Source organism: Stenotrophomonas sp. KH_029 (assembly GCF_057839765.1).
The window spans coordinates 3,239,997-3,253,038 of sequence record NZ_CM174498.1; the positions used below are offsets into that span (position 1 = coordinate 3,239,997).

The 13,042-nt window shown below is 68.6% G+C and carries 12 protein-coding genes; 3 read left to right on the top strand and 9 right to left on the bottom strand.

What is annotated here, in order from left to right; all coding sequences use genetic code 11:
- Positions 1–93: 93 nt before the first annotated feature.
- The 8 genes from AC3ITM_RS14575 to aspS all read right to left on the bottom strand — a co-directional run bounded on the left by AC3ITM_RS14575 (position 94) and on the right by aspS (position 7,570).
- Positions 94–2,013, bottom strand: a complete 1,920-nt coding sequence (locus AC3ITM_RS14575) for a potassium transporter Kup (protein ID WP_429000307.1) — start codon at positions 2,011–2,013, stop codon at positions 94–96.
- Between the two features lie 49 nt (positions 2,014–2,062).
- The gene (ruvA, locus tag AC3ITM_RS14580; protein ID WP_489265978.1) at positions 2,063–2,653 is read right to left on the bottom strand and encodes a Holliday junction branch migration protein RuvA; all 591 of its coding nucleotides are present in this window, start codon (positions 2,651–2,653) and stop codon (positions 2,063–2,065) included.
- Between the two features lie 10 nt (positions 2,654–2,663).
- A complete protein-coding gene (gene ruvC / locus AC3ITM_RS14585) occupies positions 2,664–3,185 on the bottom strand; it encodes a crossover junction endodeoxyribonuclease RuvC (RefSeq protein ID WP_332809880.1) in 522 nt (173 codons plus the stop codon).
- 128 nt (positions 3,186–3,313) lie between these two features.
- Positions 3,314–4,045 carry a YebC/PmpR family DNA-binding transcriptional regulator gene (locus AC3ITM_RS14590; RefSeq protein WP_489265981.1) on the bottom strand — a complete coding sequence of 244 codons (732 nt, stop codon included), beginning with the start codon at positions 4,043–4,045 and terminating at the stop codon, positions 3,314–3,316.
- Positions 4,046–4,153: 108 nt separating this feature from the next.
- Positions 4,154–4,786 carry an esterase/lipase family protein gene (locus AC3ITM_RS14595; protein WP_489265982.1) on the bottom strand — a complete coding sequence of 211 codons (633 nt, stop codon included), beginning with the start codon at positions 4,784–4,786 and terminating at the stop codon, positions 4,154–4,156.
- A 127-nt stretch (positions 4,787–4,913) separates the two neighbouring features.
- On the bottom strand, positions 4,914–5,438 hold the full coding sequence (locus AC3ITM_RS14600) for a GNAT family N-acetyltransferase (protein ID WP_489265984.1): 525 nt from the start codon (positions 5,436–5,438) through the stop codon (positions 4,914–4,916).
- Positions 5,439–5,458: 20 nt separating this feature from the next.
- On the bottom strand, positions 5,459–5,788 hold the full coding sequence (locus AC3ITM_RS14605; RefSeq protein WP_489265986.1) for a DNA primase: 330 nt from the start codon (positions 5,786–5,788) through the stop codon (positions 5,459–5,461).
- 30 nt (positions 5,789–5,818) lie between these two features.
- On the bottom strand, positions 5,819–7,570 hold the full coding sequence (gene aspS, locus AC3ITM_RS14610; RefSeq protein WP_489265988.1) for an aspartate--tRNA ligase: 1,752 nt from the start codon (positions 7,568–7,570) through the stop codon (positions 5,819–5,821).
- Positions 7,571–7,763: 193 nt separating this feature from the next.
- Here aspS and AC3ITM_RS14615 point away from each other — a divergent pair, with 193 nt between their 5' ends.
- Entirely contained in the window at positions 7,764–8,507 is a 744-nt protein-coding gene (locus AC3ITM_RS14615) for a DUF3011 domain-containing protein (protein WP_489265990.1), read from the top strand.
- 81 nt (positions 8,508–8,588) lie between these two features.
- Here the strand turns inward: AC3ITM_RS14615 and AC3ITM_RS14620 are convergent, their stop codons facing one another.
- Complete coding sequence (locus AC3ITM_RS14620; protein ID WP_489265991.1) at positions 8,589–9,221, bottom strand: hypothetical protein; 633 nt, start codon at positions 9,219–9,221, stop codon at positions 8,589–8,591.
- A 182-nt stretch (positions 9,222–9,403) separates the two neighbouring features.
- On the opposite strand from AC3ITM_RS14620, the gene AC3ITM_RS14625 reads away from it, so the two are divergent.
- Together AC3ITM_RS14625 and ggpS are read left to right on the top strand one after the other, a co-directional pair.
- Positions 9,404–10,672, top strand: coding sequence for an MFS transporter (locus AC3ITM_RS14625; protein WP_489265993.1), 1,269 nt, complete (start codon positions 9,404–9,406; stop codon positions 10,670–10,672).
- A gap of 62 nt (positions 10,673–10,734) precedes the next feature.
- Positions 10,735–12,981, top strand: a complete 2,247-nt coding sequence (ggpS, locus tag AC3ITM_RS14630; protein WP_489270114.1) for a glucosylglycerol-phosphate synthase — start codon at positions 10,735–10,737, stop codon at positions 12,979–12,981.
- Positions 12,982–13,042: the final 61 nt, after the last annotated feature.

Sequence of the window (13,042 nt, forward strand, 5' to 3'; positions counted from 1 at the left end):
GATTATGCGGCAAAAAGCGTGACGACCAACGGTCGTCACCTACCAGGATCGAGAAAATGGAGGGTAGCGGCCGACCGTTGGTCGGCCGTCCGGTCAGATCTCGACCTGGGCCCCGAGTTCGACCAGGCGATTACCCGGAATCCGGAAGAACCCGGTGGCCGGCGCCGCATTGCGGTGCATCAGCGCGAACAGCTTGTCGCGCCAGATCGGCATGCCGCGGTTGGCCGTGGCCACGATGGTCTCGCGGCTGGCGAAGAAGGTGGTGTCCATCGGGTCGAAATAGATCCCGCCGTGGTCGCACGAGCGCATCAGCGCCAACGGCACGTCCGGGGTCTCCATGAAGCCGAAGCGTACGTAGATGCGGTAGAACTCGTCGCCCACCGACTCGATCTTCAGGCGCTGGCCCTCCGGCGCATACGGCACCGGCAGGGTCACCACGTGCAGGAACACATTGCGCTCGTGCAGCACCTTGTTGTGCTTGAGGTTGTGCATCAGCGCATGCGGGGCCACCGAGGGGTCGGCGGTCAGGAACACCGCCGTGCCCGGCACCCGCACCGGCGGGGCCAGCATCAGCCCGGGCAGGAAGGTGTCGATGCGGATACCGTCCTTGCGGATCTCATCGCGCAGCAGCTCGCGGCCACGCCGCCAGGTGCGCATCATGGTGAACAGCACCAGGCCCAGCACCACCGGGAACCACGCGCCCTGCATCAGTTTGGCGCCGTTGGCGATCACAAAGCCCAGGTCGATCACGAAGAAGACCGCGCACAGCGGGATGATCCAGTAGCGCGAGGTCGGCCACAGCGCGCGCGCCACCAGGGCCAGCAGCAGCGTATCGATGAGCATCGTCGCCGACACCGAGATGCCATAGGCCACCGCCAGGTTGGACGAGCTGCGGAACGCCAGCACCAACCCGATCACCATCACCGCGATGCCCCAGTTGATGCCGGGGATGTAGATCTGGCCGATGGTGTCGTGCGAGGTATGGGTGATGCGCATGCGCGGGATATAGCCCAGCTGCATGGCCTGGCGCGACACCGAGAACGCACCGGTAATCACCGACTGCGAGGCGATCACCGCGGCCATCGTGGCCAGGATGATCATCGGGTACAGCGCCCACTCCGGCACCGCCTCGAAGAACGGGTTCTTGACCGCCTCGGGGTGGTTGAGCACCAGCGCGCCCTGTCCCAGGTAGTTCAGCACCAGGCACGGCAACACGAAGAAGTACCAGGCGTGGCGGATCGGCTTGGCCCCGAAGTGACCCATGTCCGCGTAAAGCGCCTCGCCGCCGGTGACCGCCAGCACCACCGCACCGAGGATGAACACCCCGTGCCAGCCGTGCTCCATGAAGAAGCGCAGCGCCCACATCGGGTTGAAGGCCTTGAGCACTTCGGGGGCATCGACGATGTTCCAGATGCCGATCGCGGCCAGCGAAATGAACCAGATCGAGGTGATCGGGCCGAACAGCTTGCCGATCTTCTCGGTGCCGAAACGCTGCACGGCAAACACCGCCAGCAGCACCACCACCGTGATCGGCACGATGAAGGCATGCAGGCCCGGCGCGGCCACCTCCAGGCCCTCGACCGCACCCAGCACCGAGATGGCCGGGGTGATCACCCCATCGCCGAAGAACAGCGAAGCGCCGAAGATGCCCAGGATGCCCACCACGTAGGCCGAGCGCGAGCCGTGGCGCAGCGTGCGCTGGGTCAGCGCCATCAGCGCCATGATGCCGCCTTCGCCTTCGTTGTCGGCACGCATGATGATGGTGACGTACTTGAGCGTGACCACGATGTTCAGCGCCCAGAACGCCAGCGACAGCACGCCCAGCACGGTGTCATGGTCGCTGTTGAGGCCGTAGTGCGGCGAGAACGCCTCCTTGAGCGTGTACAGCGGGCTGGTACCGATGTCGCCGAACACCACGCCGATGGCGCCGATCATCAACGCCATGCCGCCGGCCGCCGGGGCGTGGCCGTGCGCGGAATGGCCGTTGTCGTGCGGGGTGGAAGAAGTGGACATGGGGCTCCGGGGCAACGCGGTCGGTATCAGTGGGCAGGTAGCGCGCGGGTCAGCGCAGCGCGGCCTGCAGGGCCTTGCGGATCACGATGGCGACATCGTCGCCCTCGGCGTTGGCCTCGCGCGCCATGCGCGCGGCCTCGGCCGGCTTGTAGCCCAGCTGCTGCAGCGCCACGGTGGCCTCGGAGACCGGGTCGGTGGCCGGCGCGGCACCGGCGATCGCCGCCTCGCCACCGCCGAAGTTGGCCGCGCGGTCGCGCAGTTCCAGCACCATGCGCTCGGCGGTCTTCTTGCCGATCCCGGGGATGCGGGTCAGCGCGGTGATGTCGCCGGCCTGCAGCATCCGCGCGAACTCGTCCACGCTGACCCCCGACAGCACCGCCAGCGCGATCTTGGCGCCTATCCCGCTGACCTTCTGCACATCGCGGAACAGCCGGCGCTCGCCCTCGCGCAGGAAGCCGTACAGCGACACGCTGTCTTCCTTCTGCGCGTAATGGGTGAACAGGGTGACCTCGCGGCCCAGCTCGGGCAGGTCGTAGAAGGTGCTCATCGGCGCCTCCAGTTCGTAACCGACGCCATTGACGTCGATCAGCAGCCACGGCGGCGCCTTGTAGGCCACGATCCCGCGCAGACGACCAATCATGCTGTTTTCCTCATTTCCGGCTCCAGGCCATGCGGGCATTGACGCCCAGGCGCTGCGCCGTGGCCCGTACGTGGGCGTGGGTGATGGCCACCGCCAACGCATCGGCGGCGTCGGCCTGCAGCTTGGTTTTCAGGTTGAGCATAAGCCCGACCATGTGTTGCACCTGTTGCTTTTCCGCGCCACCGCGGCCGACCACGGCCAGCTTGATCTCGGTGGCCGCGTACTCGCTGACCGGCAGATCGCGCATCACCACCGCCGAGATCGCCGCGCCACGGGCCTGGCCCAGCTTCAGCGCCGAATCCGGGTTGCGCGCCATGAACACCTTTTCGATGGCGACCTCGTCGGGCCGGTATTCCTCCACCAGCGCGTTCAGACCCAGCACCAGCAGCTTCATCCGCTGCGGGAAGTCGTCGGCGCCCAGCAGGACCAGCGGCAGGTGGTGGACGTGCACCACCTTGCCAGCGGCGTCCACATCAATGATGCCCACCCCGGTACGCTGCGAACCGGGGTCGATGCCGAGGATGCGGGTCATGCGGCACACGCGCGGCCGGGCACGGCCCGGGACGGACGGCTGCGGCGACGATGGCGGGGAACGGCTGGAGTCATCATGGTCCGCATTGTCCGCCCACCGGTCGCGCAAAGCGACCGGCGAGGCGTGCCTCAGGCGTAGGCGTCCGCGCCGAGGTCGGCATTGGAGAACACATCCTGCACATCGTCCAGGTCTTCGAGCATGTCCAGCAGCTTTTTGACCTGGGCGGCGGTGTCGCCCTCGACCTTGATGTCGTTGTCGGCGCGGAAAGTGAGCTCGGCATGGTCCGGGGCAAACCCGGCCGCGGCCATCGCATCCTTGACTGCGTGGTAGCTGTCGGCGGCGGTGAGCACGTCGATCGCGCTGTCCTCCGGGTACACCACGATATCGTCCGCGCCGGCCTCGATGGCCGCCTCGGTGACGGCTTCCTCGTTGGCGCCAGCGGCGAAGTGCAGCACGCCCACGCGCTTGAACATGAACGATACCGAGCCTTCGGTGCCCATGTTGCCGCCGCATTTGCTGAACGCATGGCGGACATCGGCCACGGTGCGCACCCGGTTGTCGGTCAGGCAGTCCACGATCACGGCCACGCCACCGGGGGCATAGCCCTCGTAGCGGATCTCTTCGTACTCCACCCCTTCCAGTTCACCCGTGGCCTTCTTGATGGCGCGCTCGATCACGTCCTTGGACATGTTCGAGGACAGGCCCTTGTCCATGGCCACGCGCAGCCGCGGGTTGTTGTTGGGGTCGCCTCCACCGCCGCGCGCGGCAACGCCGATCTCGCGGATGATCTTGGTGAAAATCTTGCCGCGCTTCGCGTCGGACGCGTTTTTGCGGTTCTCGATCGAGGGACCTCTACCCATGGGTGTTTCCGTGCTTGCGTCAGGAACAGGGCGCGGATTCTACCTGATCGGCCGCCGCGACCGTGTTAGTCGCGCCCGGGCCGGTGGCCGGGGCGCCGGCGGCCAGGCTCAGGCGGCATGGGCGGCGCGGTCGTGGCGGAAGCGGCCTTCGCGCAGGAACGCGGCGGTCTGCCGGGCCGCCTCCGGGGAAAACACCAGCCCGCTGTGGCTGGCCGCGACCACGCAATGGTCGGCCAGGCCGGGCAGCTGGGTCTCATCCAGCGCCACGGTGCCGTCGGAAGCCTCGCCGATCGCGCCGAGCAGACTGCCCAGCCCGTGCGGCACCGAGCCGGCGATCAGACCGACCCGGGCCCTGCCCTCCCAGGCCGGCAGGCCGTCGCGCAGCAGCTCGCTGCTGCGCCCCAGCGCCAGCGACCAGCCATGTTCGGCCAGCGAACGGGCGGTGCCGCTGCCGCGCAGCGGCGAGCCCAGGCAGACCACCCGCGACACCGGCAGTTCCGGCTGCCGGCGCAGGGCTTCCAGGGCCACCAGGCCGCCCAGGCTGTGCCCGACCAGCGACACCGGGCCGCTGCCCTGCAGCCGCTCCAGCAGCTGCGGCACGGCCACATCCGGGCCGCCGAACACGCTGGAATAGCCGAAGGTATCGACCGTGAAGCCACGGGCGCGCAGCCGCCAGGCCAGCGGGCCGACCCAGGCGCGCGCATTCCAGATGCCGTGTAGCAGTAAAACGGGGGGATTCATGCACTCAGCCTAGCGGGTTGGCTTGGGACCTGCGGTAAAAAGCGGCTTCATTAGACAAATGGACCGGCCAACGGCGGGTGAAGCCGCCGTTGCCGATCCATGTCAATGAAGGGGGATGCCCGGCGGCTCAGCGCGCCGGGCCGGCAGGACGGCGCAGGATGAATTCCAGGTCGCGCACGCCGCCGACCGGGAACTCGTAGGTGCCCACCTTGCTGAACCCGTAGCGGGCGTAGAACCGCTGCGCGCCGAAGTTCTCCGACCACACGCCCAGCCACAGCGTGCGCGGGCCGTCACGTTCCAGCCAGTCCAGCGCGGTTTCCAGCAGGCGGCTGCCCCAGCCGCAACTCTGTTCGTCCTTGATCAGGTACAGGCGCTTGAGTTCGCCGTCGCCGGGCTGGACGTCGGCATGCGGCAGGCCGCAGGGGCCGGCCGCGGCATGGCCGACGGCCACCCCGTCGCGCTCCAGCAGCCACACCGCGTACTCGGGGTGGGCCAGGATGGTGCGCTGGCGGTCCACGGCATAGGCTTCATCGAGGAAGCCCTGCAGGTCGGCGGCCGGATACAGGTGGCCGAAGGTTTCCACGAAGGTACGCGTGGCCAGCACCGACAGGGTCGGTGCGTCCTCCACGCCGGCACGGCGGATGGTGTACATGGGCAGGTCCGGGGCAGGCCTCAGGCCTGCCCTCCGCGGGGGGCGTCGGCTTCGTCGTCGCCCTCCTCTTCTTCCTCGTCCTCGTACTCTTCCTCGTCGTCCTCGTCGCCGTCTTCGTCTTCTTCCTCGTCGAGCTCTTCCTCGTCGTCTTCGTAGTCTTCCACGCCGAAGTCCTCGCCATCCCAGCGGCCTTCGCCATCCTGGACGAAGGTCAGCGCCATCGCGGCGGGGTTGGTGCCCACCCGCACCAGCCAGCCACCGAACACGCGCGCGCGTTCGGTCACCAGGTTGGCATCGGCGCCTTCATTGCCCAGCTTTTCCCACTCCAGCGAAAACGCAAACTCGGTCATTGCCTGGATCTCCTGGTTGGTGTGTATGGATCAGTTCTTGCGCGGGCGTACCTGGACGTGCACCTCGGCCAGCTGCTCGTCCGGGATCGGCGACGGGGCGCCGGTCATCAGGCACTGCGCGCCGGTGGTCTTGGGGAACGGGATGACGTCGCGGATCGACTCGGTGCCGGCCATCAGCGCGGCGATGCGGTCGATGCCGAAGGCGATGCCACCGTGCGGCGGCGCGCCGAAACGCAGCGCATCGAGCAGGAAGCCGAACTTGGCCTCGGCTTCCTCGGCGCCGATCCCGAGCAGCTCGAACACCGCGCTCTGCATGTCCGAACGGTGGATACGGATCGAGCCACCGCCGATCTCGTTGCCGTTGAGCACCATGTCATAGCCACGCGACACCGCGATCCTGGCATTGGCGCGCAGGTCGGCGATGTCGTCCACCGCCGGGGCGGTGAAGGGGTGGTGCAGGGCCACGTAGCGCTGGGCTTCGTCGTCGTATTCGAACATCGGGAAGTCGGTGACCCACAGCGGTGTCCAGCCGGCGGTGATCAGGCCGAAGTCCTTGCCGGCCTTCAGGCGCAGCGCGCCCATGAAGTCGGACACCTTGTTGTAGCCACCGGCCCCGAAGAACACGATGTCGCCGTTGCCGGCACCGACGTGGGCGACCAGCGCGGCGAAGGCTTCTTCGCCGAAGAACTTGGCGATCGGCGAGCTGACCTCGCCGTTGTCGGCGATCTTGATATAGGCCAGGCCCTTGGCGCCGTACTTGGCGGCATGCGCGGCGTATTCGTCGATCTGCTTGCGGCTCAGGCTGGCGCCGCCCGGAATGCGCAGCGCGGCGACGCGGCCATCGGCATCGTTGGCGGCGGCGGTGAACACCGGGAACTCGCTGGTCTTGACCAGCTCGGCCACGTCCACCAGCTCCAGCGCGATGCGCAGGTCCGGCTTGTCCGAGCCATAGCGGCGCATCGCCTCGGCCCAGGTCATGCGCGGGAAGCTGGCGGCCAGGTCCACGTCCACCACTTCCTTGAAGATGGCGCGGATCATGTTCTCGACGAAGTCCTGCACATCCTGCTCGCGCACGAAGGCGAACTCCATGTCCAACTGGGTGAATTCCAGCTGGCGGTCGGCACGCAGGGCCTCGTCGCGGAAGCAGCGCGCGATCTGGTAGTAGCGGTCGAAGCCGGCCACCATCAGGATCTGCTTGAACAGCTGCGGGCTCTGCGGCAGGGCGTAGAACTCGCCCGGGTGCATGCGCGCCGGCACCAGGAAGTCGCGGGCACCTTCCGGGGTGGCCTTGGTCAGGATCGGGGTTTCGATGTCCTGAAAGCCGGTGGCGTCCAGGTGGCGGCGCAGGGCCTGCACCAGCTTGATGCGGGTGCGCTGCATGCGCTGCATTTCCGGGCGGCGCAGGTCCAGGTAACGGTACTTCAGGCGGGTTTCCTCGCCCGGGTTCTCGTGCGCGTGGAACGGCAGCGGCTCGGCCTTGTTGAGGATGGTGATGGCCGTGGCGATCACTTCCACCTTGCCGGTGCGGAGCTTGTCGTTGGCCGCATGGCGCGCGCGCACCACGCCTTCCACCTGCAGCACGTCCTCGTAGCCCAGGCTGGCGGCCACGGCGAACACGGCCGCGTTGTCGACTTCCACCGTCACCTGCACGATGCCTTCATGATCGCGCAGATCGATGAAGCACACGCCGCCCTGGTTGCGGGCAACGTCGGTCCAGCCGGCGAGGGTAACGGTTTGGCCAATCAGGGTCTCATCGACCAGGCCACAGAAGTGGGTACGCATGGGGGTAAAGCTCCGCAGGAGAGTGCCGACGCCAAGCTGCGCCGGAAAGCCCGTTATTCTGCGGCCCAGACCCGGCCGGGGCAAATGCCGCCCGGCCGCCCTGCTGGGCCAGGGCCCGGCCCGGCGGCATCACGCCTTTTGAACCCCGCCCGCTCCTATAGTCCGCGCACCAACGACTGCAAGGGATGCCGCCATGAACCGCCGCCTGACCATTGCCTGCCTGACCGCCCTGCTGGCCTGTGCCGCCCCGGCCAGCCAGGCCCAGATCAGCACCCGCGCCTATGCCCCGGAGAACCTGTCCCAGCTGTCGACACCGGACCGCAGCCGGGTCATCACCCAGGAATACGCCGACCAGTCCAATGGCCGGCGCATCCCCGACGACCAGCTGCGCTTCTACCTGGCCCAGGTCAACTCCGGCTGGGGCTTCTCCCGGATCAAGCAGGACATCGCCACCTCGCTGCGCGGCAGCGGCAACGGTGGGGGCTGGAATGGCGGCGGGGGCGGCTGGAACGGCGGTGGTGGCGGCCACACCAGCGTGGTGCGCTGCGAAAGCCAGAAGAACCGCAACCAGACCTGCAACACCGGCTGGCGCAGCGCGCGCCTGTCCCGGCAGATCTCCGGTACCCAATGCGTGGAAGGCCGCAACTGGGGCTCGCGCAACGGCACGGTGTGGGTCAGCGGTGGCTGCCGCGCCGAGTTCGTCGAAGGCCGCGGCAACAGCGGCGGCGGCTGGGGCGGCGGCAACAGCAACTACAGCGTGACCTGCAGCAGCAACGACAACCGCCAGCAGACCTGCGCCTGGGAAGCCCGCCAGGGCCGCCCGGTGCTGCTGCAGCAGTTGTCCGGCAGTGCCTGCGTGGAAGGCCGCAGCTGGGGCTATACCAACAGCAGCCTGTGGGTCAGCAACGGCTGCCGCGCCCGCTTCGGCGTGAGGTAGTGCCGGCCGCTGGCCGGCGGCTCGCGGGCGCCGGCCAGCCCACCATGCACCGGCGACAGCGACACCGCGGGCAGCCCCGCGCTACGGCGTGGTGCTGCCCCATGGCGCCGGCGGCAGCGCCACCGGCTTGCTGAGGTCGAAGGCCACCTGGAACCGGCGCCCGCCCGGGCGGGTCAGTTCGTAGACGAAACGCTGGTCCGGCTCGATCTCCATCGCCCAGGTGTTCTGCACCGACGGCAACATGCCGGCCTTGCGGAACATCGCCACCGAATCGGCGTCGACCGGGAAGACCTGGCGCTGGGCAGTACCTGGCGGCGCGCTGTCGCCGCCGTACAGGGTTACCGCATCGGGGCTGCCGTCGCGGTGGCGGTGGTCGTGCTTGAGCCGCAGGCCATGGTCGGTGCGGCTGATCACCCAGGTCCGCGAATGATCGTCGCCGACATGGAACGGGATACGCAGTTCGTGCGCAGGATCGTCGCAACCGCGCACGTGCATCACCAGGCGCTTGCCGTCGAACGGATCGGGGCCATCGCTGCGTGGTTCGTTGGCGATCACCCGGCCTTCGTAGGCCTTGCCGCAATGGGCGGCCACCGCCGCCAGGAACGCATCGGCCGGCGCATTGGCGATGTCATGGGCGACGCTGTCGTCGTGCGCGGCGCTGCAGGCACTGAGCAGCAGCACGGCGGCGAGGGGAGCGGCATTGAACAGGTTCATGCGCCCCACCCTAGCCGGCATGGACGGGCAGCGCAAACGCGGCCGTCAGCGCCGTGCCTGTACCGCACCGGTCATGCGGTACAGGCGCGCATCGCGCGCCACACCTGAAAACGGCGCTTCATTGCGCTGTGTTATGGTCGTTGCGTGACATTTCCGCCTTCTTCCCCACGAAGGTCGCGCGCATGTTGCGGCTGACCGCCCTGCTCACGGGCGTGGCATTGCTGCTGACCGGCAGCGGGCTTCTGGGTACCTTGCTGGCGGTGCGTGGCGGGCAGGCCGGCTTTTCGGCCGGCACGCTGGGGCTGGCGATGTCCGGGTATTTCGCCGGCTTCTTCCTCGGCACCTTCTTCGCACCTTCGCTGATCGGCCGCATCGGGCATATCCGTGCGTTCGCGTTCTTTGCCGCGCTGGCCGCCATCGCCGTGCTGCTGCATCCCCTGTGGCTCAACCCGCTGGGCTGGGGCGTGCTGCGCATCGCCACCGGCATCGCCCTGGTTGGCCTGTATACGGTGATTGAAAGCTGGCTCAACGCCGAGCCCGACCCGGCCCGGCGCAGCCGCGCATTCTCGCTGTACATGGTGGTCAACCTGTCGGCGCTGGCGCTGGGCCAGGTGCTGCTGATGCTCGGCGACGCCAGCGCCGTGGCGATGTTCATGCTCACCGCGATCCTGATCTGCGCCGCCGTGCTGCCGGTCACCGCCACCGGCCTGCGCCAGCCGGAAGTGCCGGTGGTCAGCCGGCTGAAGCTGGCCCGGCTGTATGCGATGGCGCCGGTGGCCACGGTGGCCGCCGGCTTGTCGGGGCTGGCGATGGGCGCCTTCTGGGGCTTGTTACCGGTGTATGCCGGCCAGGTCGGCCTGGAAGACAACGGCGTTGCGCTGTTCATGCTCACCGCGATCGGCGGCGGTGCGCTGCTGCAATGGCCGCTGGGCCACATCAGCGACGGCCACGACCGCCGCAGCGGGCTGGTGGCCCTGAGCCTGGCCGCCGCCGGCATCGCGGTGGTGGCCTCGTTGCCGATGATCCAGCTGCAGACCCACCTGCTGTTCGGGCTGTTCTTCTTCTACGGCGGGCTGGCGTTCTCGCTATACCCCTTTGCGGTGGCGCACATGCTCGACTACCTGCCGCGCCAGCACCTGCTGCCGGGCTGCTCCAGCCTGCTGCTGGTGCACGGGGTGGGCGCCGCGCTCGGCCCGGCGCTGGCCGGGGTGGCGATGCAGCAGTTCGGGCCGGCGGCGCTGCCGTTGTATTTCGCGCTGGTGCTGACCCTGCTGGCGCTGTTCACCGGCGCGCGCCTGCTGCGTTTCCAGCGCCTGCGCACCCACCCGGTCGGGTTCCGAATGATGCTGCGCACCACCCCCTCGGCGCTGGAATTGATGCCCGAGACCGACATCGCGCCGCCGGATCCCGCCCCTCTCCTCCCCTCTGACTCCGATAAGGAAGTGCATTGACTGTTTCGACACCGACCTCCCTCACGCCAACCCGTACACCGCCGGCCCCGCCGGCGCCGCAACTGATCCTGGCCACCGATCTGGATGGCACCTTCCTGGCCGGCGATGCCGCCGCGCGCCACCGGCTGTACCGGCTGGTCGACCAGCACCCCGGCATCGCCCTGATCTTCATCACCGGCCGCGGCCTGGAGGCGGTGATGCCGTTGCTGTCCGACCCGGCCATTCCGCGTCCGGACTACGTGGTCTGCGATGTCGGCGCCACCGTGGTCGATGGCCGCACCCTGCAGCCATTGCAGCCGCTGCAATCGATGATCGACGCGCACTGGCCCGGCGAGCAGGTGGTGGCCGCGGCGATGCGCGCGTTCCCCGCGCTGCAGCGCCAGGACGTGCCGCAGGAACGCCGCTGCTCGTACTTCTGCGATCCCCACACGCTGGCGCCGCTGCGCGCGCAGATCCAGGCTGCCGCACAGGCGCTGGGCTGCGATGTGCTGTATTCGGCCGACCGCTACCTGGACATCCTGCCGCCGGACACCGACAAGGGCCGCACCCTGGCCGCGCTGTCGCGCCTGCTGGACCTGCCGCGCGAGCGCATCCTGGTGGCCGGCGACACCCTCAACGACCTGTCGATGTACACCGCCGGTTTCCGCGGGGTGTGCGTGGGCGATTCGGAGCCGGCGCTGACCGCGGCCACCACCACCCTGGCCCACACCTACCACGCGCAGGCGCCCGGTTGCGGCGGCATCCTCGAGGCGATCGAACAGTTCGGCCTGCTCGCCGTCGATGACGCCTACCTGTATCCGCCGGTGCAGGCGCGTGCCGATGGCGCCGACCTGGTGATGGTCTACCACCGCCTGCCGTTCGACGAGGTCATGGAAGACGGCGTGCTGGTGCAGCGCCCGCCGCGCTCGCCGAACGGCATCATTCCCTCGCTGCTGAGCTTCTTCGACGGCGGCCAGAAGGGCTCCTGGGTGGCCTGGGGCATCGACGAGCCCAAGCGCGGCCCGTTCCAGACCCACCTGGCCGTCGATGCGGCCCGCTACCCGACCCTGACCGCCGCGCGCGTGCCGTTGAGCAGGCAGGAAGTGGACATCTTCTACAAGCGGTTTTCCAAGGAAGCGTTCTGGCCGATGCTGCACGTGTTCTGGGAACGCGCGAAGTTCCGCGAGGACGACTGGCAGGTGTTCCTGAAGGTCAACCGCAAGTTCGCCCATGCCACCGCCGCCGAGGCCGCGCACGGGGCCACCGTGTGGATCCACGACTACAACCTGTGGATGGTGCCGGCCACCCTGCGCGAACTGCGCCCGGACCTGAAGATCGCCTTCTTCCACCACACCTACTTCCCATCCGCCGACGTGTTCAACGTGGTGCCATGGCGGCGCGAGATCATCGGCAGCCTGCTCAGCTGCGACTACATCGGCTTCCATATCCCGCGCCAGGTGGAGAACTTCGTGGACGTGGTGCGCGGGGCGATGCCGGCCGAACGCCTGGCCTGGGAAAGTTGCGCGCCGCGCTTTCTGACCTACGGCTGCGCGGTCGGCCTGGACACCATGACCACCCGGCTGCGGGTGGGCGACCGTGAAGTGGCGCTGGGCGCCCATCCGGTCGGCACCGACCTGCGCCGCATCCACAACGTGCTGGCGCGCGCCGATGTACGCAACGATATCTTCAAGCTGCGCCGCGAGATCGGCGCGCGCCAACTGGTGCTGTCGGTGGAACGGCTGGACTACACCAAGGGCACGCTGGCCAAGCTGGAAGCCTTCGAGCGCCTGCTCGAACAGCATCCCGAGCGCCAGGGCAAGGTCACCCTGCTGATGATCTGCGTACCGGCCGCGCGCGAGATGACCGTCTACCGCACCCTGCAGAACCAGATCGAACAGGCGGTGGGCCGCATCAACGGGCGCTTCTCGCGGCTGGACTGGACCCCGGTGCGCTTCTTCGCCCAGGCACTGCCATTCGAGCAGGTGGTGGCGCACTACGCCGCCGCGCAGGTGATGTGGATCACCCCGCTGCGCGACGGCTTGAACCTGGTGTCCAAGGAGTTCGTGGCCACCCAGGGCATCGAAGGCAGCAGCGGCGTGCTGGTACTGAGCGAGTTCGCCGGGGCCGCGGCCGAACTCAAGGGCGCGGTGCTGACCAACCCGCACGACCCGGCCGACCTGACCGCCGGGCTGCTGCAGGCGCTGTCGATGCCCGAGGACGAAGCCACCGGACGCATGCGCCAGCTGTTTGGCAGCGTGGAGTACTACGACGTGGACCGCTGGGGGCGCGAGTTCCTGGAAGCGGTCCGCAACAGCCATCCCGAGGCCTGACAGCCCACCCGGTAGTGCCGGCCACTGGCCGGCTCCAGGCAATCCCCCCCGGTAGTGCCGG

What these genes read in the sequence shown, in the direction of transcription:
- AC3ITM_RS14575 (WP_429000307.1), bottom strand. Translation starts at nt 2,013, where the DNA reads ATGTCCACTTCTTCCACCCCGCACGACAACGGCCATTCCGCGCACGGC.
- ruvA (WP_489265978.1), bottom strand. Translation starts at nt 2,653, where the DNA reads ATGATTGGTCGTCTGCGCGGGATCGTGGCCTACAAGGCGCCGCCGTGG.
- ruvC (WP_332809880.1), bottom strand. Translation starts at nt 3,185, where the DNA reads ATGACCCGCATCCTCGGCATCGACCCCGGTTCGCAGCGTACCGGGGTG.
- AC3ITM_RS14590 (WP_489265981.1), bottom strand. Translation starts at nt 4,045, where the DNA reads ATGGGTAGAGGTCCCTCGATCGAGAACCGCAAAAACGCGTCCGACGCG.
- AC3ITM_RS14595 (WP_489265982.1), bottom strand. Translation starts at nt 4,786, where the DNA reads ATGAATCCCCCCGTTTTACTGCTACACGGCATCTGGAATGCGCGCGCC.
- AC3ITM_RS14600 (WP_489265984.1), bottom strand. Translation starts at nt 5,438, where the DNA reads ATGTACACCATCCGCCGTGCCGGCGTGGAGGACGCACCGACCCTGTCG.
- AC3ITM_RS14605 (WP_489265986.1), bottom strand. Translation starts at nt 5,788, where the DNA reads ATGACCGAGTTTGCGTTTTCGCTGGAGTGGGAAAAGCTGGGCAATGAA.
- aspS (WP_489265988.1), bottom strand. Translation starts at nt 7,570, where the DNA reads ATGCGTACCCACTTCTGTGGCCTGGTCGATGAGACCCTGATTGGCCAA.
- AC3ITM_RS14615 (WP_489265990.1), top strand. Translation starts at nt 7,764, where the DNA reads ATGAACCGCCGCCTGACCATTGCCTGCCTGACCGCCCTGCTGGCCTGT.
- AC3ITM_RS14620 (WP_489265991.1), bottom strand. Translation starts at nt 9,221, where the DNA reads ATGAACCTGTTCAATGCCGCTCCCCTCGCCGCCGTGCTGCTGCTCAGT.
- AC3ITM_RS14625 (WP_489265993.1), top strand. Translation starts at nt 9,404, where the DNA reads ATGTTGCGGCTGACCGCCCTGCTCACGGGCGTGGCATTGCTGCTGACC.